20 protein-coding genes and 2 pseudogenes are annotated in these 23,698 nt (G+C 56.9%); 9 read left to right on the top strand and 13 right to left on the bottom strand.

What is annotated here, in order from left to right:
• The first annotated feature begins 84 nt into the window (after window positions 1–84).
• The 4 genes from RUE5091_RS04640 to RUE5091_RS04625 all read left to right on the top strand — a co-directional run bounded on the left by RUE5091_RS04640 (window position 85) and on the right by RUE5091_RS04625 (window position 3,263).
• Entirely contained in the window at window positions 85–834 is a 750-nt protein-coding gene (locus RUE5091_RS04640) for an alpha/beta hydrolase (protein WP_058280767.1), read from the top strand.
• Window positions 834–1,826 carry an alpha/beta hydrolase gene (locus tag RUE5091_RS04635; protein ID WP_058280703.1) on the top strand — a complete coding sequence of 331 codons (993 nt, stop codon included), beginning with the start codon at window positions 834–836 and terminating at the stop codon, window positions 1,824–1,826. Before RUE5091_RS04640 ends, RUE5091_RS04635 begins: the two co-directional genes overlap by 1 nt.
• 20 nt (window positions 1,827–1,846) lie before the next feature.
• Complete coding sequence (locus tag RUE5091_RS04630; protein WP_058280766.1) at window positions 1,847–2,461, top strand: hypothetical protein; 615 nt, start codon at window positions 1,847–1,849, stop codon at window positions 2,459–2,461.
• Window positions 2,462–2,546: 85 nt separating this feature from the next.
• The gene (locus RUE5091_RS04625) at window positions 2,547–3,263 is read left to right on the top strand and encodes an alpha/beta fold hydrolase (protein WP_058280702.1); all 717 of its coding nucleotides are present in this window, start codon (window positions 2,547–2,549) and stop codon (window positions 3,261–3,263) included.
• Here the strand turns inward: RUE5091_RS04625 and RUE5091_RS04620 are convergent.
• Both RUE5091_RS04620 and phaZ read right to left on the bottom strand, forming a co-directional pair.
• A complete protein-coding gene (locus tag RUE5091_RS04620; RefSeq protein WP_058280701.1) occupies window positions 3,254–3,838 on the bottom strand; it encodes a DUF6151 family protein in 585 nt (194 codons plus the stop codon). The genes RUE5091_RS04625 and RUE5091_RS04620 overlap by 10 nt on opposite strands.
• 4 nt (window positions 3,839–3,842) lie before the next feature.
• Window positions 3,843–5,114 (bottom strand): polyhydroxyalkanoate depolymerase, encoded by a 1,272-nt coding sequence (gene phaZ, locus RUE5091_RS04615; RefSeq protein ID WP_058280700.1) that lies wholly within the window; start codon window positions 5,112–5,114, stop codon window positions 3,843–3,845.
• 112 nt (window positions 5,115–5,226) lie between these two features.
• On the opposite strand from phaZ, the gene RUE5091_RS04610 reads away from it, so the two are divergent.
• The 4 genes from RUE5091_RS04610 (at window position 5,227) to RUE5091_RS04595 (ending at window position 9,068) form a co-directional block, all read left to right on the top strand.
• Window positions 5,227–7,029: a PHA/PHB synthase family protein gene (locus tag RUE5091_RS04610; protein WP_058280699.1), complete on the top strand. Its 1,803-nt coding sequence runs from the start codon at window positions 5,227–5,229 to the stop codon at window positions 7,027–7,029.
• 132 nt (window positions 7,030–7,161) lie between these two features.
• Window positions 7,162–7,608 carry a phasin family protein gene (locus RUE5091_RS04605; protein ID WP_058280698.1) on the top strand — a complete coding sequence of 149 codons (447 nt, stop codon included), beginning with the start codon at window positions 7,162–7,164 and terminating at the stop codon, window positions 7,606–7,608.
• A gap of 135 nt (window positions 7,609–7,743) precedes the next feature.
• Complete coding sequence (phaR, locus tag RUE5091_RS04600; protein ID WP_058280697.1) at window positions 7,744–8,298, top strand: polyhydroxyalkanoate synthesis repressor PhaR; 555 nt, start codon at window positions 7,744–7,746, stop codon at window positions 8,296–8,298.
• Between the two features lie 11 nt (window positions 8,299–8,309).
• On the top strand, window positions 8,310–9,068 hold the full coding sequence (locus RUE5091_RS04595; RefSeq protein ID WP_058280696.1) for a trypsin-like serine peptidase: 759 nt from the start codon (window positions 8,310–8,312) through the stop codon (window positions 9,066–9,068).
• A gap of 6 nt (window positions 9,069–9,074) precedes the next feature.
• Here RUE5091_RS04595 and RUE5091_RS04590 read toward each other — a convergent pair whose 3' ends face one another.
• From RUE5091_RS04590 to RUE5091_RS04555, 7 genes and pseudogenes are all read right to left on the bottom strand, one after another.
• Entirely contained in the window at window positions 9,075–10,289 is a 1,215-nt protein-coding gene (locus RUE5091_RS04590; protein WP_058280695.1) for a DegT/DnrJ/EryC1/StrS family aminotransferase, read from the bottom strand.
• Between the two features lie 831 nt (window positions 10,290–11,120).
• Window positions 11,121–12,364 (bottom strand): annotated as a pseudogene (locus RUE5091_RS04580) (NAD(P)/FAD-dependent oxidoreductase).
• Window positions 12,324–13,300 (bottom strand): annotated as a pseudogene (locus RUE5091_RS04575) (glutamine synthetase family protein); the annotation flags it as partial. The pseudogenes RUE5091_RS04580 and RUE5091_RS04575, both read right to left, overlap by 41 nt.
• Before the next feature lie 44 nt (window positions 13,301–13,344).
• Window positions 13,345–14,025, bottom strand: a complete 681-nt coding sequence (locus RUE5091_RS04570) for a type 1 glutamine amidotransferase (protein WP_058280693.1) — start codon at window positions 14,023–14,025, stop codon at window positions 13,345–13,347.
• A 58-nt stretch (window positions 14,026–14,083) separates the two neighbouring features.
• Window positions 14,084–15,403 (bottom strand): glutamine synthetase family protein, encoded by a 1,320-nt coding sequence (locus tag RUE5091_RS04565; protein ID WP_058280765.1) that lies wholly within the window; start codon window positions 15,401–15,403, stop codon window positions 14,084–14,086.
• A gap of 136 nt (window positions 15,404–15,539) precedes the next feature.
• Window positions 15,540–17,726, bottom strand: coding sequence for a xanthine dehydrogenase family protein molybdopterin-binding subunit (locus RUE5091_RS04560; RefSeq protein ID WP_058280692.1), 2,187 nt, complete (start codon window positions 17,724–17,726; stop codon window positions 15,540–15,542).
• Window positions 17,727–17,729: 3 nt separating this feature from the next.
• On the bottom strand, window positions 17,730–18,194 hold the full coding sequence (locus RUE5091_RS04555) for a (2Fe-2S)-binding protein (RefSeq protein WP_058280691.1): 465 nt from the start codon (window positions 18,192–18,194) through the stop codon (window positions 17,730–17,732).
• 139 nt (window positions 18,195–18,333) lie between these two features.
• Between RUE5091_RS04555 and RUE5091_RS04550 the strand changes: the two genes are divergently transcribed.
• Window positions 18,334–18,936 carry a TetR/AcrR family transcriptional regulator gene (locus RUE5091_RS04550; RefSeq protein WP_058280690.1) on the top strand — a complete coding sequence of 201 codons (603 nt, stop codon included), beginning with the start codon at window positions 18,334–18,336 and terminating at the stop codon, window positions 18,934–18,936.
• 421 nt (window positions 18,937–19,357) lie between these two features.
• On the opposite strand, the gene RUE5091_RS04545 is transcribed toward RUE5091_RS04550, so the two are convergent.
• From RUE5091_RS04545 to RUE5091_RS04530, 4 genes are all read right to left on the bottom strand, one after another.
• Window positions 19,358–19,774 carry a hypothetical protein gene (locus RUE5091_RS04545; RefSeq protein WP_058280689.1) on the bottom strand — a complete coding sequence of 139 codons (417 nt, stop codon included), beginning with the start codon at window positions 19,772–19,774 and terminating at the stop codon, window positions 19,358–19,360.
• 103 nt (window positions 19,775–19,877) lie between these two features.
• Window positions 19,878–20,255 (bottom strand): hypothetical protein, encoded by a 378-nt coding sequence (locus RUE5091_RS04540; protein WP_058280688.1) that lies wholly within the window; start codon window positions 20,253–20,255, stop codon window positions 19,878–19,880.
• A 178-nt stretch (window positions 20,256–20,433) separates the two neighbouring features.
• Window positions 20,434–21,816: a site-specific integrase gene (locus RUE5091_RS04535; protein ID WP_058280687.1), complete on the bottom strand. Its 1,383-nt coding sequence runs from the start codon at window positions 21,814–21,816 to the stop codon at window positions 20,434–20,436.
• On the bottom strand, window positions 21,813–23,576 hold the full coding sequence (locus RUE5091_RS04530) for a site-specific integrase (RefSeq protein ID WP_058280686.1): 1,764 nt from the start codon (window positions 23,574–23,576) through the stop codon (window positions 21,813–21,815). The genes RUE5091_RS04535 and RUE5091_RS04530 overlap by 4 nt, the downstream gene beginning before the upstream one ends.
• Window positions 23,577–23,698 lie beyond the last annotated feature (122 nt).

Genomic DNA, 23,698 nt, shown 5'->3' with positions numbered 1-23,698 from the left:
GTCGACGCTGCGGTATGGTGGAAATCGGGAATTGCGACCTCCGGTCTGCCGTGCATGATGTCACCCAAAAGGAAAGAGGGTTTCATGGCAGCTACGGAATTTCTGATCACGGCAAAAGACCGGCGGTTAGCCTATAACAAAAGCGAGGGCCATGGCCCAACCATCGTTTTTCTGGGCGGGCTCAAATCGGACATGGAAGGCACCAAGGCAGTGCATCTTGAAGACTGGGCGCAAACGCGCGGGCAGGCGTTTTTGCGGTTCGATTATTCTGGGCATGGTGAAAGCTCCGAGGATTTCACAGATGGCTGCATCGGTGATTGGCATGAAGATACAATTGAGGCCGTGACAGCCCTGACCGAGGGGCCACTGATTGTTATCGGCTCATCCATGGGCGGGTGGCAGGCGCTGTTGCTTGCCAAGAGGATGCCCGAACGGATCGCTGGCATGGTCACCATCGCCGCCGCGCCGGATTTCACCGAGGATGGATATTGGGCGTCATTCAGTGATGAACAGAAGGCCGCGCTGGACAGTGTGGGGCATGTGGAACTGCCCTCGGACTATATGGAGCCTTACATTATCACCAAACGTATGATCGAAGACGGGCGACAACGGTTGGTGCTGCGCGAGGTGCTGGACTTGCCATTTCCGGTACGTTTTCTGCAAGGAACAGCAGACACGGCGGTGTCCACCGAAACGGCCGTGCGGCTGCTGGAGCACGCGACCGGGCCAGATATGCGACTGTTGCTGGTCAAGGACGCAGACCACCGGTTCTCGGACGGCCCCTGTCTGGGGCTGATCGAAAACGCGGTGCTTGAGGTGACGGGGGGCGGTTGATGCAGCGCTTTGGGTGGTTTCTAGGGCGTTTGCTGCTGGCGCTGATTGTTGTCGGTGGGCTGATCTATTGGTTTGGGCCACGCGAACAGGTCGAATTGCATCCCCGCTTTGACTCGCGCAAATTCGGTGAAGGGGTTCAGGTCTACTTTGAAAGCATCGAATCCGCCTATGACGACATCGTGCCGGGCGTAGAAAAACGCGTGATCTGGCAGGACGGGTTCAAAGAACAACGCACGCCTATCTCGGTTCTCTACATGCATGGCTTTTCGGCATCGTCCGAAGAAATCCGTCCGGTGCCGGATCGGGTGGCTGACGCGCTGGGGGCCAATCTGGTCTATACGCGCCTGCAGGGTCATGGCCGGGATAGCGCCGCGATGGCCGAAGGGACGGCAACTGGCTGGATGCAGGACATGGCCGAGGGGCTGGCAGCCGCGCGGGCCGTGGGTGATAAGGTTATTGTCATCTCAACCTCGACCGGTGGAACGCTGACTGCAGCTGCCGCGCTGGATGTTGAGCTAAGCCAAGGCGTCGCGGCGTTGGTCTTTGTCTCGCCAAACTTTGGGGTGAACACGCCTGGCGCGCGGCTTCCGGGCCTGCCTTGGGCACGGGAGTGGCTGCCATTGGTGATGGGCGAAGAACGGGATGTCTCTGGCCCGGACCCGGAAGTAAACACCTATTGGACGTCGGTTTACCCGTGGACGGCCGTGGTTCCAATGACCGTATTGGTCGAAACCGTTTATGCATTGGATTTCTCGGGTGCGCAGGTGCCTGCTCTGTTCTGGTTCTCGGATGACGATCAAGTCGTGCGGCCTGATCTGACACATAAAGTAGCCGAAGCTTGGGGTGGATCGGCAACGGTTAATTTGGTGACGATGGGGCCGGGGGATGATCCGTCGTCGCATGTGATCGCGGGACGCCTGATGTCGCCGGGGCAAACTGACACGACTGTGGCGGGTATTCTGGACTGGCTTAAAACGATAGGGGTGGAATAAGAATGCGCAAGCCTGGCAGCATGTGGAGCCTTGAAACGCTTGGCCGCGTGCGCCTTTCCCGGTTTTTCTTCATGCGAGATTTTCTGTATTCCGAGATTGGAAATTTTCATGAAAAGCAGAACCTTCCCGACAATCCTGATCTTGCCATAGAAACCGGGCGCGCCTTTTGTCAGACCCTGCTGGACCCGCTTGAGGAGACCTTTGGGCGCATCGCGGTCCGGTCCGGATACCGGTCCCCCTCGCTAAACCAGTACGGAAACGAAAACCGCCTGAACTGCGCCCGTAACGACAACCCGTTGGAGTGCCATATCTGGGACCGGGGTACAGGTGCTGCCCGGATCGCCGGGGCGTCTATCGTCATTCCATGGTTTGCTGATCAATACGATGCAGGACGTGACTGGCGCGATCTGGCGTGGTGGATGCACGATCATCTGGACTATTCCGAGATCTGGTTCTTTCCTAAGTTGTGCGCCTTTAATCTGGTCTGGCGGCCCAACCCTCATCGTCGGATCGATAGCTATATTGCACCGCGCGGTTGTTTACTGCGCCCCGGGGCCGCACCGAGCGAAGACCTGACAGCTCGCCGCAATCGCTATGCGGATTTTCCGACCTTTCGGAGCATCAACTATCCCTGAAGTTTAACTTGCCCGAACTCGCAAAACCTCTCATCCTGTTGGCAAGAGACATCGCTCATAAGGTTGAAGTGTTGCGAGGCCCCGCGTGATCGAGCCGCTGGTTTTACTGCCTGAAATGATGTGCGACGCACGGCTTTTTGGACCCCAGATCAACAGCCTGTCGCGGCAGCGCGTAGTTACGGTTGCGCCGATTTCTCTGGGCGAGCGGATCGAAGAGATTGCGTCAACCTTGTTGGACCAGTTGCCACGGCGGTTCGCGCTGGGCGGGTCGGGCATGGGCGGTGTGGTTGCGCTGGAACTGATCCGACGCGCGCCTGATCGGGTGACGCGTCTGTGTTTGATGGCGACAGATGCCCAGGCGGATACCCCTCAGATGGCGGCGGCGCGCGAAGAGTTGTTGATTGGGGCCATGATGGGACGGCTGGAAGAAGTGATGCACCGGATCATTGGTTCGGACACGCTGGCGCCGGGTCCACGGCGTATTCCCATTTTGAACGAAGTGGTTTCGATGGCGCTGGATCAGGGTCCCGAGGTGTTCGAACGCCAGATCCGCGCCTTGCAGCGCCGCCCCGATCAGCAAGGCGAGTTGCGGCACATCACTGTGCCAACGCTGGTTCTGTGTGGCGCGCATGACACCCTGACGCCGCAGCGCAAGCACGAATTTATGTCAGAGATGATACCGGGCGCAGAACTGAAAGTGTTGGACGAGGCAGGACATCTGCCGTCACTCGAAGCGCCTCAAACTGTAATTGATGCGCTGGCCGAATGGCTGAACGTGCCCGCCCGCGCGGCTTATGTGTAAAGCTTTGCGCGCTCACTCTTGCTGATGATTGTAGGTGCGGCCACGGGCTTTCCACTGTCCACGTCAAAGAAAGGTGTGTTCTTCCAGCTTCCCGACAGCCACGATTTGCTGAGGCGTGTCAGCATCCCAATCGCTGCATAGCGAAGTTTTTCATGCGATTGCTTGCCGTTTGGCTGCGGAACAAACCCTCGGGTCGTCATTGGACCAAGCCCGCTGGGGTCGGAAACCCTTTTGACATCCAACCCGGCAAAAGGAAATTTCGCGGTTCGCGCCGTCGTCGCCAACGGCGCATTGCAGCAACTGGCGTACCAGCGAAGCATGCCCTTGGGGCTCAGCTGCATCAATGCCAGATGCTCCAAACCGCCGTCGATGCGAATTTCTTCCGGGCTCATCTGCAGGATATTCACAGGTCCGGGGGCAGGATCGGGTTGTCCGAAATACAGCTGCGCAGCGCGGCAGTCACGGCAGAAGCAGCCTACATGAGTGCCCGACCGCACTCCGGCCGCTGTAATATGCCCGTGTAAAGCACCGCAATCGCAGGAGAATGGCGCTTGCTGGGACGCTCTCCTGCTCATTAGGTCAAGCGACCTTGTTGCTGTTGGCGGCCCGCCGGCGCGGTTTGCGCGTGTTGGAGTTCATGAAGTCGATCACCAGCGGCCGGATGTTGTCGCGCCAGCTGCGTCCGGCGAAAATGCCATAGTGTCCGGCACCGGGCTCAACATGGCTGGCCTTTTTCGCATCGGGCAGACCCGTACACATATCCAGCGCCGCGATGCATTGGCCCGGGGCGGATATATCGTCATTCGCGCCTTCGACCGTTTTGACGGCAACATCGGTGATCTTGCCGATATCTACCTTATGGCCCGCGACAATGAATTCGTTCCGGGCAATTTCGCGGTTCTTGAACACGCGCTCGACCGTCGACAGGTAGAATTCGGCGGTCATGTCCATAACGGCCAGATATTCATCGTAGAACCGGTTATGCGCGTCGTGATCCGAGGCTTCATCCCGCATGACGCGCTGAATCTGTTCGGAAAACGCCTTGGAATGACGCTCGGCATTCATCGACATGAAGGATGCCAGCTGCAGCAGGCCCGGGTAGACCATGCGGCCAACGCCTTTGTATTTGAAACCGACACGCTGGATCATGGTTTCTTCCAGTTGCCCCATGGTGACGCGGCGGCCAAAATCGGTCACGTCGGTGGGTGTGGCATCGGGATCAACCGGCCCCCCGATCAGGGTCAGGGTGCTGGGCTGGGCCTTGGGCTCGACCTCGGCCAGATAGGCGGTGGCAGCCAGAGTAAGTGGTGCAGGTTGGCAAACGGCCACAACATGAGTGTCGGGACCAAGTTCTTTCATGAAATCGACAAGATAGAGTGTATAGTCCTCTACATCGAACTTGCCTTCGGACACAGGGATGTCGCGCGCATTATGCCAATCGGTGATATAGACTTCGCAATTGACCAGCAGGCTTTTCACGGTCGACCGCAGCAGCGTGGCATAGTGGCCGGACATCGGCGCAACCAGCAATACCTTGCGGGGCTGTTCTTCGCGCCCGTTCACCCGGAAATGAATCAGATCGCCAAAGGGGCGTTCGACAACGGTGGTGATGTCGACCAGATGGTCTTTGCCATCCTCGCAAGTAAAGGTGCGAATGCCCCAGTCCGGCTTGACGACCATGCGCTGGAATGTGCGTTCCGTCACCTCGCCCCATGCAGCCATCATGCTGAACGCAGGGTTGGGGACCATGGAAAACGCAGGATAAGATGCGATTGCACTGGCAGTTGCACCCATCCACTGGTTGGTGTTGCGCATTGTCTCCATCAGGTCGTAAGTCATCATGTAGCGCATGGAAAGGGGCCTCCTAAATGTCAGCCAATAAGTTCGGACCATTCGCCGCTTTGCCCCCCGACACCCACGACGTTATTCTGCGTAGCAGCGAGGTTAGGGGGGAATTGTTAAAATGACAACAAGTGAAGATCAGATGCCAGAACCGACCGAAGAAAACATTGAACGCCTTAAAGAAAATATGGAAAAGGTCGAGGCGCTGTCGAAGCGACTGATCGAAGTCATGTCGACCAAAAAGTCTCATACCCCCGCTTTGGACGGTCCGAATCAAGAGCTTTTCGCACGAGCAGCAACGGCCTATTGGGCCGAAGCGTGGCAGAATCCCGCCAAGTTGCTGGAACAGCAAATAGAATACTGGGGTAAGTCGGTTCTGAACTTCGCCGAAGCCCAAAAGGCGATGACCACAGGCGATGCTGAGGACGAAGAACCCAAACCCAGCGACAAACGTTTTGCCAACCCCTTGTGGGAAACCAACCCCTATTTTCGCCTGATCCGCCAGCAATATCAGACCAATTCGGACGCCATCGCACAGGCTGTTGCCTCGGTCGATGATCTGGATACCAAGGATAAACGCCGCCTGCGCTATTTCTCGCAGCAGATTGTCGACATGATGTCACCCACGAATTTTCTGGCGACCAATCCGGATGCACTGCAAAAGGCGGTTGAGACCGAGGGGCAGTCGCTGATCAAAGGGCTTGAAAACCTCGTTTCGGATCTTGAGGCCAACGACGGCGAACTGGTGGTTAAACTGGCCGATGAAAGCGCGTTCGAGGTGGGGGGCAATCTTGCGACCACTCCGGGCGACGTTATCTATCGCAATCGCATGATGGAACTGATCCAGTACAAACCTGCAACCGAGACGGTGCATGAAACACCCATCGTGCTGTTCCCGCCCTGGATCAACAAGTTCTATATTCTCGACCTCAAGGCGCAGAACAGCATGATCAAATGGATCACAGAACAGGGCTATACCCTGTTTGTGGTCAGCTGGGTCAATCCAGATGAAAGCTATGCGGATGTCGGGATGGAGGACTATATCCAAGACGGCTTCCTGACCGCCGTCGAAGAGGCCAAGAAAATTTGCAAGGTCAAGCAGGTGAACGCGATCGGCTATTGCATCGCTGGTACAACGCTAAGCCTGACCCTATCGCTGATGAAACAGCGCGGCGATAAGTCGATCAAATCGGCCACCCTGTTTACCGCGCTAACAGATTTCTCTGAACAGGGTGAATTCACGCCCTTCCTGCAGAATGATTTCATCGACGGTGTCGAGGAAGAAGTAAATAAAGAGGGCGTTCTGCGGTCGTGGATCATGGCGCGCACCATGTCTTTCCTGCGGTCGCGTGACTTGATCTACGGTCCGGCCATCCGCAGTTATATGCTGGGCGAGGTGCCGCCGGCCTTTGATCTGCTATTCTGGAACGGCGATGGGGCCAATCTGCCTGCCAAGATGACGGTGCAATATTTGCGCGGGCTGTGTCAGCGCAACGAGTTCGCGGCCGATGGGTTCGAACTGTTCGGGCAAAAGCTGCGCGTCAGTGACGTGGATGTGCCGCTGATGGCGATCACCTGCGAGACGGACCATATCGCGGCCTGGAAAGATTGCTATCGTGGGGTGCAGAAGATGGGGTCAAAGTCCAAGACTTTTGTGGTCTCGGAATCCGGCCACATTGCCGGCATTGTAAACCCGCCTAGTAAGAAGAAATACGGTCACTATACCAATCCGGATATGACGGCGGATGCGGACACATGGATGAAAAAGGCCGACTTCCACGAAGGCTCGTGGTGGCCCTTGTGGGAGGCCTGGCTGAAGAAGCGATCCGGCAAGCAGGTTCCTGCCCGTGATACCGGCGATTCGGATCACCCGCGGCTTGCCCCGGCGCCCGGCACCTATGTCGTGGCCGATCCAAACAGCTGATTTCATTCTGAAACTAGAATTTTTCTGCATTGCAGCAAGAAAAAAACTTGCAATGCTGCATTGCAGCAATCATATTGCCTTCAAGCTGATGAAAGCCGGGGTGGGCCCGGTTAGGCAAAAAGGATTAGGACAATGGCAAAGACTCAAGACTTTACCGCGACCCTGAAAGACATGATGGGTGCATTCCCCGTTGACACCACCGCTCTGGAAGGTGCCTTCAAATCGACCGCAACTCTGAACGAAAAACTGTCGGGTGTTGCTCTGGAAGCAGCAGAAAAATCGGCTGAAATCTCCAGCAAATGGACCAAAGACACCCTGTCCAAGCTGACCGAGATGTCGAAAGCAAAGGCCGAGCCTGCTGACTACGCAAAAGCGGCCACCGATTTCGCAAGCGCGTCGGCCGAAGTTGCTGCTGAAAACATGGCTGCCTTCGCTGAAATCGCGAAGAAGCTGCAGACCGAAACCGTCGAGCTGCTGATGGCTGCTGGCAAAGAAGCTGCTGAAGACGCAACTGCTGTCGTTCAGAAAGCAACCAACGACGTGACAGCTGCCGCTAAAAAAGCCGCAACTACCAAGTAAGAGAAGGGCGCGAAGCGCACCCACTCCTCCCATCTGGTGCATTCGCGCAGGGCAGGTCTTAGGACCTGCCCTTTCTTTTTGTTCTGCGCTCGCATAATCTCTGCTGCAACGCATCATCCTTAGGGAGGGCAAACGGTGCCAGAACAAGAAAAACCGCTGTTGATCAAACGCTATGCCAGCCGCCGGCTGTATAACACTGAGACCAGCGACTATGTCACGCTCGAAGATATCGCGACTTTTATTCGCGACGGGCGCGAAGTGCAGATTATTGACTTGAAAAGCGGGGATGATCTGACCCGGCAATATCTGCTGCAGATCATTGCCGAACACGAAAGCCGGGGTGAAAACGTGCTGCCGGTTAACGTACTGAACGATCTGGTGCGCAGCTACATGATTCCGGGCGGTGGGATGATGCCGCAATTTCTGCAAAGCTCGTTCGAAATGTTGCGCGAAAGCCAGAACAAGATGATGGAGAACATGAACGCCATGAACCCGATGTCGCAGGTGCCGGGGTTCGAGGCGATGCAGGCGCAGCAACAGGCGTTCCTCAAGGCGATGACGGGTGGTCTGTCTGGCGGCTGGTCCGGGCCCGACAAGGACGACGACGACAAACCGGAATCGAAAGAAGATCTGGACGACATCAAAAAGCAACTGGCCGAGTTGCAGCAAAAGCTCTCAAAGCTGAACTGACGTCTGCGGTGATGCGCTGGTTGGTCCTGAGTGTTGCATTGCTTTGGACCCAACCGGCGTTGTCGCAGGGTGTTTTCTCGGAAAACTGGTCCCCGATCTGTACCATAGGCACGCAATCCGACGAAGGCTGCGACGCCATTCGAGCGCGCGAGATTCTGAATGCGGATCAAGCTCCGTGGCGTGCCATCGGGCGGATCAACTTCGCCAGTCGGGATCGGCGGTCACATTGCACCGGTGTTTTGGTTGCGGATCGGCTGGTTCTGACTGCCGCCCATTGTCTTTACAACGCACCACGCAAACGCTGGATTCCACCGTCCAGCATCCGGTTTGCTGCTGGTTATCAGCGCGGAGAGGCCGCCGCTGTTTCTGACGTAAACGAATACAGGATGCATTCCGAGCAGGGCGCTGGCGGAGCATTTGATGATCGCGCCGAGCTGGATTGGGCGGTTCTGGAGCTGACTGAACCCATTGGTCAGACAGTCGGTTATTTACCGCTGGCCACTGAAATTACGTCTTCGGCTTTTGTCGCGGGGTATCCGGGTCTCCGGCCTCATGTGCTCAGCAGGACCTTGGCTTGCGCGCCGCGTCTCCACGAGGGTGGGATCATCTTGTCGCTATGCCCGGTCATGATGGGTGATTCCGGCGCGCCGCTCTTGGTGGATACGCTGACCGGCCCTCAGGTCGCGGCGATCCTGTCGCGTGTGGGCGCAACCCCCGAAGGGATTACAGCCTTGTTTCTGTCGGTCGAGGCGTTTGACCTCGTCCCTTAACGATTTTCAGGTGCCGTAGACGGGAACCGGGCCGGTCACTTCGCCGACCGATGCCAGCAGAATATCGGCGATCACATCCAGTTCTTCTTGTGTCAGGCGCACAGGAAGGCGCACGTCACATGCCTTCATCAGCATGTCCCGCGTCTGCGGCAGGTCGACCTTCTCGGGCAAGAATTGCCAGTTCCAAAAGGCGCGGGCGTTGTCCTCGCTCAGGCCGAAAACCTGAACTTTTACTCCGCGCGTCTCAGAGGCGTCGGCAAAGGCGCGGATTTCGGCCTCATCCATTCCGACCAAATTGAACTGGATTGAATCCGGCGCGCGACGCTCGGGTGCCAGGGGAGCAGGGACGTCGATATGAGGCGAGGTGTTCAGCCGCTCGGCCACGTAGTCGTGGTTTGACAAGCCATCCCGTACGCGGCGCGCCAGTTCAGGGATTTGCGGGCGGATCACGGCCGCGCTCAGGTTGCTCATTCGCAGGTTATACAGGGGCAACTGGTTCTGCCAGCGGGCAAAGGCCTGCTCTAGTTCAGGCGAGTTGTCGCCATGCGGGGTTTTGTGCTTTTTCCAGTTATGTTCATAAGCGCCGGACATGATCACCGCCTGTGCGACCAGATCGGCGTCGTCCGTGATCAGGATACCACCTTCACCCGCGTTGATCATCTTGTAGGACTGGAACGAGAAACACCCCACCTTGCCGATGGTGCCAATGTTCTGCCCGTGCCAGGTGGTGCCCAGCGAATGGGCCGCGTCCTCGATCACCGGGATGTTGCGTTCGTTGCACAGCGCCATGATCGCGTCCATGTCAGAGGTATGGCCGCGCATATGGCTGATAATCACGGCCTGCACGCTTTCCAGCTTGGCGGCGAAATCCTCCATGTCGATGCGATAGTTCTGGCCGACCTCACACAGCACCGGAATGCAATCCGCATGTACGACCGAGGATGGCACGGCGGCGAAGGTAAAACCGGGGATCAGTACTCGCGCATCACGTGGCAGGCCCAACGCCTTCAGTGACAGGAACAAAGCAGCCGAACAGGAAGATACGGCCAGCGCGTATTTCGTGCCCAGTAAGGCGGCGAATTCCGCCTCGAGCAGAGCCACCGGCGCATCCTGCGGCGCGGTATAGCGGAACAGATCGCCCGACTGCATCAGGGCGTCGATGGCGTCTTTTGCGGTTGCGGGGATGGGTTCGGCGGCATGGACGTTTGGAGGAAGCGTCATATTTGATTTTCCCAAATTCTAACTTTGGGAAATATAAATCCAAATATGAGGCAATCCAAGCCCTCAATCGTCGAGTGGGCGAAATTTCACCAATCCGTCACAATCAAGGGTTCACTGGTTGGCATGCAACACGCCCCGAAAATTTGATTTCAACTTGCAACTTTGGGCAACGTAAGATGGCAATGATCCAACTTATACGTTGCGAGTATTGACGGGTTCGGTCGCTGTTTTGATGATCAAGCACTTTGCATGCCTTTGGGCGTTTTTAACATTCGCTTCACCGGTACATGCCGGCTATGTTCTTGTGGATGGCACTGAAGTGGCTCCTCTTGAGATGTTTCAGGAATGCGACGTTTGTCCTGAGATGATTGCCTTGCCTTTGGGTGAGTTTATGATGCGCGGCCCTCCGGTTGAATCATAACAGAACGTCAAATTTGACGAGGTTGGCAATTGGTTACCCGTTACCCCGGAAGACCCTTATATAGCGTTTCATGAAGGGCCAGTTCATAAGGTGACAATTGATTTGCCCGTGGCGATGGGCCGAAACGAAATCACATATGATCAGTGGATGTCCTGCTGGACTGATAGGTATGCCAGTTGGAAAACACCCAGCATTTACCTTCAAATGGCACTGAATTCACGTTGTGAAAGATACGTCGCGCGAGTCGGGGCGTAACCTGCCGCAATGGACCGATCACGTGTCGCTGGTCGCGGCAGTGGTTTGGAAGACACCCGTTCACGCGTGGCGAGGTTCCGTGTCTTAAGAGGGTTTAAGTAAGAAACTCTGGATGACCTACAATCACAGGCCAACCGATTCCGCAGCGCAAACCATTACATCGCCAGCATCAGCAATGGGCTGCGCAGGGCGGGGACGCGGGTCATAGTGTCAAAGCCTTCGGCTTGTCCCTAAATCGCAAGGGCCATCAATTGTCCGGCATGGGTGGCCGTGCCGACACCGTGGCCGGAATAGCCGAGGCGGGCAGGACATTTGGCGATACCCGCGCCAGGTAGGGCGTGCGGCGCATGGTGATGGCCAACGTGCCGCCCCAGGCGTAGTCGATCTTAACACTCTGCAGATGCGGGAATTTCGGTCATCGGCTTGCGCACCTTGGCCGCGATGTCGGCTGGAAAGCGATAACCATAGCTTTCGTCGCCACCAAACAACAGGCGACCATCAACGCCGAGGCGGAAATAATTCACCGCAAATTTAGTGTCCGCGACGGCAACGTCCGGGTCAGGACACGGGCGGTATCATCGCCCAATGGTTCGGTCGCCGCGATGAAGTTGCTGATCAGCATGACCCTTGAGGCCACCTTACGGTTCAGATCACCCAGATAACTGTTGCAGACCAGAATAACGTGGTTGGCGCTGACCGTTCCGTTCGCCGTTAGCACTTTGGCGGATCGATCCTCCTCAATTCCGGTGACTTCGGTGCCTTCAAAGATGCGCACCCCGGCCTTTGCAGTCGCTTGCGCCAGACCCAAGGCAAAGTTCGGCGGGTGCAGATGTGCCGCGCCCATGTCCAGATACCCGCCTTTGTAAGTGGGTGATGGGCACGGCGCGTGACCAGCGGCCTCATCCAGCATTTCGATCTGATCGTACCCGTTTCGGTCGGACAGATGCGCGGCATGTTCATGCAGGTCTTGCTGCTCGCTGGTGCTCAGGCCCAAAACGGCCACGCCGGGTTTCAGGTCGCAGTCGATCTGGTGCTTTGCGATCAGCGATTTGACCAGTTCTTATGCGTCCTCAGCCAGATCCCAAAGCTCGGCTGCATCGTCGTCCCCGACCAGCCGCTCAAGGTCTTCTTGATCCATGCGTTGGGCACTGCCCAACTGGCAACTATTGCGACCGGATGCGCCGAACCCCACGCGGTGCGCCTCAAGCAGCACTGCACTGAACCCGGCTTCGGTCAGATGTAGCGCAGCGGACGGGTCGGTGTAGCCTGCGCTGACCGCACAGACTTCGGCTGTCTCACTCCCCGAAAGTGCAGGAAACCGATCCACCGGGTTGGCCTTAGCCGCATACCAACTGGCCGGGTACTCGGCCTTGCGTTCGTTGGAATAGAGCAAGTTCATTGCGCGCCCATTCCAGATTGATTGGCGCGGCATGATCTTTCACAAACCGCCGGTATGAATTCACATAGGATGCCATGACCGCCAACCCAGCGGGCAGGTGGTTCTGCAGTCCGGCGATGAAGTTGCATAACGCATCTGTCTCACCACCCTGCGGGCCGGAAAAGATGTTCTGGCCGGTCTCCATATCCGTGATCGAATGATGGATGTGCATCGCCGATCCGGGTTCATCCTCGATCGGTTTGGCCATGAAGGTGGCAAAGCAATTGTGGCGTAGAGCGGCTTCGCGGATTAGCTGTTTGAAGTAGAACACCTCATCCGCCAGTTTGACCGGATCGCCGTGGCGCAGATTGATCTCCAGCTGACCGGCTCCGCCTTCTTGCGTGATGCAGTCGATCTCGTAACCCTGATGTGCAGCGAAGTCCTAGATGTCGTCGATCACCGGGCCGAATTCGTCTACAGCCGTCATCGATTAGGCCTGATGCGCCGCTGCCGGGCGGCCCATCATTGGCTTGATCTCCTGCGCCGGACCGACATTGCGGGCGACCAGATAGAACTCCATCTCGGGTGCGACAATCGGTTTCCAGCCCTTGTCGTGTTACAACTTCACCACGCGCTTCAGCACGTTGCGCGGACTGAAGGGGATCGGCTCGCCCTCTCGATCATAGGCGTCGTGAATCACCTGCAGCGTCCAGTCGCCGGTCCAGGGCGCGGCTGAGACTGTCGAAAAGTCGGGTTTGAGGATCATGTCGATCAATAAACCCATCCTCGCCCGCGGCCTCGCCCCAGTCACCGTTAATTGGTCTGGTAGAAAATGTTGTCGGGCAGGTGAAAATAGGCCTGCTTTGAAATTTTAGACGCTGGTACAGCTTTACTGCGGGCAATGCCGGGCAGGTCCGTGATGATGCATTCGACCTCATCCAAGCGCTGGCCTTCGATGTTGGTTTAGGCTGCCTGTGGCAGCTGATCTTTCCAGTCGGCCATCAAGCCCTCTCTTTCTTCAGGAACTCGGCCATCAGCTGTCCGATCTTCGGATTGTCGTCCGGGGCGGGCAGGCGGTTGGCAGCCGCCTCCATCACTGCGTCGGGCACAACGCCCTTACCGCGCGTGTTCATCAGGCCCTGAATAAAGGCATCGCCGTACTCCGGGTGGGCCTGCACCGTCCAGACGTTGTCGCCATAGGCCACCATCGCGTTGCGGCAGAATGTGTTTGTGCCTAACACGCGAGCGTCTTCGGGCAACTCAACCACCTGATCCTGATGCCAGGCGTTTAGTGAAATGGACTGGCCGTTATAGTCATAGTCAGTGCGCCCGACGGCCCAGCCGCCTTTGAATTTCTCAACCTTCCCGCCCAGTGCCTGTGCGATGATCTGGTGGCCGAAACAAACACCGATCAGAGGCCGTCCACTTTGGCGGATGGCGCGGATCAGATCTTCGAGCGGCGGAATCCACGGGTGGCCTTCATACGCGCCATGGCGCGAGCCGGTGATGATCCAGCCATCGGCCTGAAATTCATCTTTGGGGAACTGGCCGTCCACAACGGCGAAGGTTTCATAAGTAAAGCCATTGCCGTCCAGAAGCGCGCGAAACATCACGTCATATTCGTCGAACTGGTCTCGCAATACGTCAGGAGGGTGGCCGGTCAGAAGGATGCCGATTTTCATGGGTCACCAAATTTGATCAAATTTATTCTAGCCCACCGGGTTCACGCGGGCAAGAGGGTCATACCGCTTCGAGATAGCTTAGCCAGTGCTCTTCCGCCGGGCGCTCGGCAAAGCGGCGCATTTCCTGCCGCTTGGTCATGGCGAAAAAGCGGACCAGATCGACGGGAAAGATGCGCGCCACATTCGGGTCGGTTTCGAACGCGGTAATGGCTGCACCCCAATCTGCCGCCAGTTGCGGCAGGCCGTCGATCTCATAGGCATTGCCCGAAATTGGTGCGGGCGGTTCGGTCTCATCCTCTATCCCATTCAGTGCGGCGCCCAGAACCGCAGCCAGCATCAGATAAGGGTTGATGTCACCGCCCGCGACGCGATGTTCGATCCGCCGCGCGGCAGGGGCCCCGCCGGGAATGCGTAGGGCGGCGGTGCGGTTTTCATAGGCCCAGCTTGCGTCGGTCGGGGCGTGCGCGCCGGGTATAAGGCGCGTGTATGAGTTGCCATGAGGCGCAAAAATCAGCGTGCATCCTGGCATCGCCGACAGACATCCGGCGACAGCCCAACGCAGCAGATCTGTGCCTTCCGGCCCGCCATTGTCGAACACGTTCCGGCCTTTTTCATCCACGACCGAGAAATGCACGTGCATCCCGTTGCCCGCGTCATCGGCGTACGGTTTCGACATGAATGTGGCCGTAAACCCATGTTTGCGGGCAAGGCCACGCGTCAAGGTCTTGAAAAGCCACGTATCATCGGCGCAACGCATTGCATCCTGATGGTTCAGGTTGATCTCGAACTGACCAACCCCGCTTTCGGATATCGCTGTCTGGGCGGGAATGCCCATCGCAGCGCACCCGTCGTAAAGGTCGGTGAAAAACGCATCGAATGCGTCCATCTCGGCCATGGACAGCACCGCCTCATCCACCAGTCTCCGATCTGTGACTGGATTGATTGGCGGTTGCGGTTGCGGGCCGGACGCGTCCAGCAGGGTGAACTCCAGTTCGGTCGCTGCGATGACGGACCAGCCGCGCTGGGCATAGCGATCCAGCACCGCAGCCAGAGCGTGGCGAGGATCCCCAGCAAAGGGCACACCTGCGTCATCATGAAGGCACATCGGGACCAGCGCCGTGTCTGCACCCAGCCAGGGCATCGGCACCGGCCCACGATCTGTCGGCAGCAGCATCCCATCCGCGTCACCGGATTCAAAGACCAGAGGGCTGTTGTCGATATCCGCGCCCCACAGGTCGACGTTCAGCGCGGAAAAGGGCATGCGGACCGCGCCCTTGGTCAGTTTGTCGGCATATGAGGGTGGCACTCGTTTGCCGCGCATCTGACCGTTAAGGTCACAGGCAGCAACGCGAAAACTGTGCAGGGCGCTCAGGTCCATCGGGGTCTCCATCCTTCGAGTTACCCGAGATGTAATGGGTTACGCGCGCGTTGTCACTAAATTTGATCAAAAAATATCTGAAGCGGGCGGCTGTAAGTTGCTCCGCGCCCAAGGGGGACGGCGCGGAGCGTGGGCTTTAAACGAAGCTGATGCCGTTTTCAGCCATTGGCAGTTCGGCCACATGCGTGCCCGAAAGTGCGTTGATCGCATTCGCCAGCGCCGGGGCCGAGGGCGGTGTGCCCGGCTCGCCGACACCCGTAGGTGCCTCGGCAGATGGGACGATGTGCACGTCAATCGCGGCGATGTCGCCGATCCGCAGCGGCTCGTAATCAGGGAAGTTGAATTGATCCACGGTGCCGTCTGTCAGCGTGATCTGGTCACGCATGACATGCCCGATGCCGTAACCGACACCGCCTTCCATCTGCGCACGCACCACGTCGGGGTTCACGGCAATCCCGCAGTCTATGGCACAGGTGACCTTTTCGATCTTGATGCCATCTTCCGGATCGCCCGAAACCTCGACAACCTCTGCCGCATAGCTTCCAAAGGACTTGTGCACCGCGATGCCTTGAGCCCGCCCTGCCGGAGCATTGCCCCAACCGGCTTTTTCGGCGGCCAGTTTCAGAACCGCAGCTTTGCGAATCTGATCCGCGTTGCTGCTGTCGCTCAGATGCGCCAGACGGAATTCCACCGGGTCGCGGCCTGCGGCTTCGGCGACGAGGTCCATCATGGTTTCCATAGTGTAGGCCGTGTGCGTATGCCCCACTGACCGCCACCACAGTACCGTCGTCGCCTTGGGCGTATCTGTCAGCCCAAGCGCCATACCGGGGATTGCGTAAGGACTGTCCGCGATACCCTCGATCGAGCTGTGGTCGATTCCGTCATGCACCAGAACGGATTCGAACGGGGTGCCCTTGATGACGGATTGGCCAGCCACCTGATGCTGCCAGCCGACGATGTTGCCATCGGCATCCAGACCTACGCGGACCTTGTGCCCGAAGGCCGGGCGGTAATAGCCGCTGCGAATGTCATCCTCGCGTGTCCAGACCAATTTGACTGGCCGGGATCGGTCGGTCACCACAAAGGCCAGCGCAGCCTCGACCTGATAATCCGCATCCGGTGTTGCTCGACGTCCGAACGACCCACCGGCCAACATGGTCTTGATGTGGATCTTTTCAGGCGGCAGTTGGAAGATTTGCTGATAGGCCATATGCGGGCCGGTCGGCATCTGTGCGCCGTCATGCAGAACGATATCGCCCTCGGCGGTTTGCTCGATAGTGCAGTTTAGTGGCTCCATCGGGGCATGTGCCAGTAGGGGGAAATAAAAGGTCTTTTCGATGACCTTGTCCGCCTCGTCGATTGCTGCCGCAACCGCTGCAACTTCCGCTTTGTTCACGTTATATGCCGGTTCCGCATCCAGTGCGGCCATAATCTCGGCCTTGATCTGATCCGAGTGGCGAGTTTCGGCCCCCGACATATCCCAATCGACCTCAAGCGCGTCGCGTGCCTGAATCGCGGCCCAGGTGTTTTCGGCATAAACCGCCACACCCGCCTGATTGGGCAGAACGGCGGCTGAGATATAGCCTTTGATCTCTTTCGACGCGCTGTCGTCAAAGCCGTTGGCGATACCGCCTTTCGATTCAGGGCGCTTGATCATGGTGACCATCTGATTTGCCAGATGAACGTCCATCGCATACATCGCCTGACCGTTACCTTTGATTGCGGAATCCTTGCGGCGCACGGATTCGTTGCCAATCAGACGGAATTCCGACGGGTCCTTCAGGCGCGGCTCGGCAGGCGCATCAAGCTGGGATGCTGCGGCCACGAAATCGGCAATCGGGGCGGACTGGTTGCCCGCTTTGACGATGCCTTCCTCGATGGTGATGCCCGCGGCATCCACACCCCAGTTTTGGGCAGCAGCAGCGATCAGCATCTCGCGCGCGGCGGCCCCCGCCTGACGGTATTGCATCCATGAGTTCGCCATCGCAGTCGATCCGCCCGTGCCCTGGAAGGGGCCGAATAGCAGGTTGTTGTAGACCTGCGGGTTGGACGGCGCGAATTCGTATTCGATCTGATCCATGCGCAAGCCGATTTCCTCGGCGATCAGCGTCGGCAAACCGGTTGCGGGCCCTTGCCCCTTTTCAAAGTGTTTGACGATGGCGGTCACGGTGCCGTCGGCGTCAATTTTGACAAAAGGGTTGAACTGCGTGGTTTCGGACGACGCCACTGCCAACGCACCATCCGGGCGCGCACCAACCAGCAGAACTGCACCGGCAGCGGCGGCACCTTTCAGAAACCCACGGCGAGAGGTATTGATGGTCATGGATCAGGCCTCCAGAATTTCGGATGCGCGCTGAATGCCGGCGCGGATGCGTTGATAGGTGGCGCAACGGCAGGCATTGCCGTGCATGTAGTCGTCAATCTCTTCGGTGCTGGGCTTGGGGTTTTCGGACAGCAAGCCAACTGCCGACATCACCTGACCCGACTGGCAATAGCCGCACTGGACCACATCCAGCTCGACCCAGGCCTGTTGTACGGCAGAGCCGATCTTGTCCGCGCCGACGGCCTCGATTGTGGTGATCTCGGCATCTTCGACGTCTTCGATATAGGTCTGGCACGAGCGTACGGGCTCACCATTCAGATGCACGGTGCACGCACCGCACGAGGCGACGCCGCAGCCGAATTTGGTTCCGGTCAGCTTCAGTTCATCCCGGATCACCCACAGCAGGGGCGTGCCGGGTTCGGCGTCAACCGTGTGGGTTTCGCCGTTCAGTTTCAATGTCAGTGCCATGAGGGGACCTTCCGTGTTGGGCTGGTTGCCTGAGTCGGTAAACTGGCGCGTTTACTAGTGGCACAGAACTTCACTCTTGTAAACTCTGGCGTTTACCTAGGATTTGACCGTCCCCTGTCAATAGGTCTATAGCTCTGACATGACCGAATGCAGCGCACCGAATGCGACCAAATACGCGCAGATCATCGAAGCCGCTGTGGCCGAGTTCCAGGATAAGGGCTTTGCCGCGGCCAGTATGGATCGCATCTCGGCGCAGGCCGAGGTGTCTAAGCGTACACTGTATAAGTATTTCGAAAGCAAGGAAAACCTGTTTCGGTCGATCGTGATCGAACTGTCCAGCCGTTTTGCCGAAGTGGTCGAGATTCGGTATGAAAAAGGGCGTGATATTCGCGCGCAACTGACCGAATTGGCCTGGGCCGAGGGGCGCATCCTGATGATGCCGGATGTGATAGCGATGTCGCGGATGATTATCAGCGAAACCTTGCGCAGCCCGGAACTGGCAGCGGCGGCTCAGGGTAAGCTGGACAAGACAGCTGCCTTCATTGGAATGATGCGGGATGCGACCGAGGACGGCCAATTGCGAATCGACGATCCTGAACAAGCCGGACGTGAATTCATCGGTCTGATCAAGGCGCGCGCGTTCTGGCCCTTGTTGTTCACCGGATCTGTGATGAGCGAGTCCGAAATGGCCGAAACCATCAACAGCAGCGTTGAAATGATGATCAGCCGCTATGCGGTTTAACGGCTAGTATACCTTACATTTTGTATGTTCTCGTTGCGGCTGGCTGCTTTGGCATTCCGAGTGGCGTTCAATCCCGAAATAATGCTACAGGGCTGTACTGAAATTGCCCCCTCAGCAACAGGCCCATGACGGACACGGAAAACATGTCGGATTCAGCTCAAACCACAAAGCCGGAAAAAGCCAAACTTTGGCGCGCGGCCCGGCTGTCCGTCGCTCCGATGATGGATTTGTGCGACTGAAGGTAAGGTATTGTTCTATAGGTGTTTTTAAGGGGTGATTTCGGCGCGTAGCACATATGTAGCAATCGTCCCCTTCTGACAGTGAAGCTGTGCTCTACCTTCCTGAGGATGCAATATTTCTGTTTGGTCTTCAAATGAATGTGCCGGGACCTCACGAAGCGCCCGGCCATCCCATTGAGGTTTCAAACGACGGTCGCAAGAAGGGTGTCCGTATCCCGGATTGCTGCCAGCTTATCGTCGAGCGCTACCTTGGCTTTTTTGAACTGCTTCCAGCGATATGCGAGATTCACATACTCGACGACTTTCTGATCTTGTTCCCAGACCAGATCCACGTCCTGCGTTATTGCAGTATCACCTTTGCCCTCACGAATTTCATTCAGGGTTCTGCGGATCTGTTCACCCATGACGTCGATTAGATCCTGGTCGATCTGCTGAAGCCCCTGGCGCTCTCGGAGGGATTGAAGGCTATCCAGGATAGTTGATCTAATGGATCCTTTGGGGGTCAGGCTGCCTGCGAGCCATTCTTCGGCCAACAATCGCCCCAGAACGATTGCGTCGAGTGTCAACTTGTGTACGTCGCGTTCGATTTCGATGTCCAATGTGGTCTCCTTCGGTTTGAGCGGTCATCTGTCAGTGGTGAGCCGGCATTGCGCTGGCTCTCAAGCCGCCAACCCCAGATTGACAGGGGGTGACGCTGCGCCGTTATGCGACAAGATCTGTTTCGATCAATGCGATCAGATCCGGGTCCTGGTGCTGACAGATTGCTTCTTTCAATCCTTCGGTGAGTAGACAGAGCTCCTCCATGATGGGCGATGCCGGGTCGATTTCGGCGAAGTATGCCGCTTCGAGTGTCTCGATGTCATGCACATTGCTCAGAGACAGAAGACCATGGAGTGCAGCAATCCTGTATCTCAGTCTTCGTGTCAGACTGCGTGCGCTCATGATGTCGCCGAGAAGAGCCTGCGTCCGGCGAAGGGCGGGCTGGCCACCTAACAGAACGGAAGCATTTTGCAGTGCTTCGTTATGAGACGACATGAAATCCCGAAGGTCTTTCAGTGCATCCTGGTGAAAGTCGAACATTTTGTTCTCCTATGCAGCGCCAAAGCATGATGCCGTGGCTTCAAGGCGACTGAATTTCCTTTCGAATGCGCGGTTGTCGTGTGAGAGGCTGCTTTTCTCTCGGTTGATGGCTGGGCTGGTTGTTTCTTCGGGGTTCATGCCGAAATCCCGAAGAAACACCTGCCGCTGCCAGTTCATCCTATTTGAATTCAAACATCTCGAGTTCTCCCTGGTTGGCTATCTCGCGGAGCTCGGCCTGTCCTTTCATGCGTTGGGCCATCGCCAGAGCTTCACCCTGGTATGCCGTAGCTGTCGCATGGTTACGTTGTCCGCAGGATGCCATCGCCATGTCTGTTCCTGCCTGTCCCATTTCTATTCCCATGAATGTGTGCAAAACCGTACGAGCGATGTGCTCTCCGGTTCCCACTTCTCGCCGCCAGCAATCCGAAACATATCCATAGGCGACAGGAGTTCCGTCGTTGTTGATAAACAGGGAGCGTTTCTCTGCGAGGCAGGTCTGGCGCATGTGATCGAGCCAAGCTGGATTGGCACCACGCAGGATGAGAGCGTCGATCAGGACATTGAGCCGTGGATCAATGTCTGTTGTCCACGCATAGCCGCTCTTGGAGAGTTCGGTTTCAATGGTGTATTGGGTGCCGGTCCAGAACAGGTTTTCGCCAAAGACAAATCGCGTGTCAGCAAGGCGGACCGGCATGACGGAAAACAACGCCAATGCTGCCGCGCGGTTGCGCTGCGCATGGCGGCTTCTTGGGCAGTCGTGTTCTTCAGCACCCTGCAGAATGTCACGAGCTTGCTCGATCAACGCCACCGGCGAGTATCCGGTTTTCTGCAGGTGGTTGAATTTCTTGCCTTTCGTCTTGCGGGCTTGAGCTTCGTAAATTCGAACGAGATCGGCCAGCAGATCGAGTGTTTCTGTACCAGCCGCCACGTATCGAGCGAACTTTTGCACCGCTGCGAACGAAGACCGGAGGGTTCCTGGGGCCACTCCTCGATTTCGAAGATCGCGTGCATATGCGCGCACTGCCTCGGTGGACAGAGCATCCGGTAGTCCAGCTGCGCGGGCCGAAAAAAGGAACTGACGCATTTTCATTTTGTGGGTATCCATCATTCCTTCTGCAGGGGGTAATTCTCCGTTTTGATCGAAACCAGCATCCATGTCTTGGAATGCTTTTCGCCAGGCCGGCGGCAATTGGTTGAACTCCACAGATTTGGACAGCCGGCGCGACTTGGGTTTCGACTTCTTCTTGCGTTTTGCTTCGCGCGATCGGATGGCTTCCTCCAGGGCCAAAACCGAAGGGTGGCTCGGGAAAATCGCCATGATCGCATGTTTGAGACGACGAAGCCGGCTCTCCGATCCATTCCTGGCATCAAACTTCAGGAATTCCTGTGCAGACAGGGCTTCCATCGACGAAATTCCGCGTGTTTCGAGAAAAGCCAGAAGATCATCGACCAACCTCAATTCCTGAACCGTGGCCGCGGCCATATTGGGATCTCCAATCAGGAGATCCCAGCGTTGAAGCCTAAGAATTTCGTTTTTTGAGCGGTAGTCTGGGGTTTTCATCGGCTGAGGCTCGACAGGTCCAGAATGAATTTTTGAACTTCCGTGCGTTTGGCGCGTTCATTCACCCAGGCATAATTCTTGCGAACGGTTGCGGGCGTGTCGTCGAGCAATCTCTCGAGGAGGTCCCATCTGCCTGGGTTGTGTTGCAACAGAAGCGAGGCGAGGCCATGCCTGAATTTATGCGGTGTCATTGGCAATCCGGCGCTTCGGGTTTGGCGCTTGAACCAGCCCAGGAAGGTTCTGTATTCCAGTGCTTCTCCGTATTTGAAACCAGGAAACAGGTGAACGCTTTCTTCGTGGTTGGGAAAGAGGGGGCGAATTTTTTCGAGATACCAGAGGATGACTTCGAGGCCATTCAAATGGTTGGGCTGTATCGGGGCCCAGATCTCCACATCGTTCTTGGTGTGCTCGGGCCCGAGATCGATTGTGGCATGCTTGGTTTTTCGTGACGGGAGATGGAAGGTTCTGCCCGGGCCGCGAAATATCAACTCCAAAGCACTTTCGATTCTTATGGGAGCCCCGCGTGTTTCGAGGGCGCAGATGGCAGCGACCGTTCCGATCTGTCGGATCCGCGTAATCTCCTGCGATTTCGGGTTGAATTCAACGCCAGTAAGCCGGTCGAGCAGTTCATTGACCTGATTGCGCAAATGAACATGCATCGACAGGAATTTCATGGTCTGCTGTGGTGATGCCAATAGATGCTCACAGAATTTGCGTGAAGTGGGTGACATGTCGTTGCTGGCCTTCTTCCCATTTTTCAGGAACCGGTTGGCTCTGAGATGGCTTTTCATGAGGGAAGGATCGACGTCATTTCTGGCCATGACGACATAGTTGGATTTGAGGTAGTCATACGCGGTTCTTGCCGAGATATGCCCCTTTTGATCTTCATGTTGGCTCCAAAACCGAACGACATCGGTCGCATACTCAGGCGTCATGAGGTCCTGTAGACCCAATTTTGTATGTGGCTGTAGCCGACCACTGCGAAAAAGTGTGCTGACGAATTTCCGCATCGCTGCCAGCTTGAAATTTACGCTCGAGACCGAAGCGGTATTCACATGTTCCTGCTCAACAGGATCGAACTCGGTCAGCGTGGCGTTGCGCACCCAATCATCGATTTCATCAGCGATATGAGGAGGAATGAGATGAAGGTTTTCCTGGCGGCGAGGTTCAGGGGAAGGAAAGGGAGCAACGGGAAGATAGCGGCATACATTGTCGTCGTGGCGAAATTTGTTCAGCGTCTTGAATGCGCGCTGAAGAGTTTTCCACTCGTTGGTTTCCAGGGTTGGCGAAACGGTGTCCAACCAGTCCTGACACACCTGGCTGGGTTTGATATCGCTTGCCCGCGCTACGTCAGCCAGCTTCCTGACAGGGATGAGAATCTGTTTGGCACGGTGTTTCCGTTCGCCTTCTGTGACGGCGTGAGGTTCCAGGGCGGTCAGAAGTTCCGCCCATTCGTCGACCCGGGCACGGCGTTCTCTGGCTGCTTCAGCTTCGCCTGTCGCGTTTTTGACCGCTGCAATGATCTTTCGCCTCGTTGCTTTGTAGGCCTTCTCTGATTTGCTGAGAGAGGGATCGAACCCATGGAGTGGCAGTCGCTGTTTTATCAACGTCAGATCTGCGGGGATTTGATTGAGAACTGCACCATCAGTCAGGTGCGGGTAGCGACCAACAGCATTGGCGTAGTCGTTATTGCCTGCCGCCACCTCTCGGTCTTGGACGTCTTGCAGGGTCATTGCGGTGAGTGGTTTATGAAAGCTCATTTGGGCCTCTTTTTTTGTCCGCTAAATGACAAATTGGCCGTTATCGCTGAAACCAAAGCGGAAAATGACAAAAACCTGCGGATACTCCGGAACCGAATATTCGGCGGTGTTTGTCATTTTGT

The organism is Ruegeria denitrificans, from assembly GCF_001458295.1.
Classification (GTDB): domain Bacteria; phylum Pseudomonadota; class Alphaproteobacteria; order Rhodobacterales; family Rhodobacteraceae; genus Ruegeria; species Ruegeria denitrificans.
The sequence above is the reverse complement of the archived record's forward strand: the minus strand, read 5'-3'. Positions and strand labels throughout refer to the sequence as shown.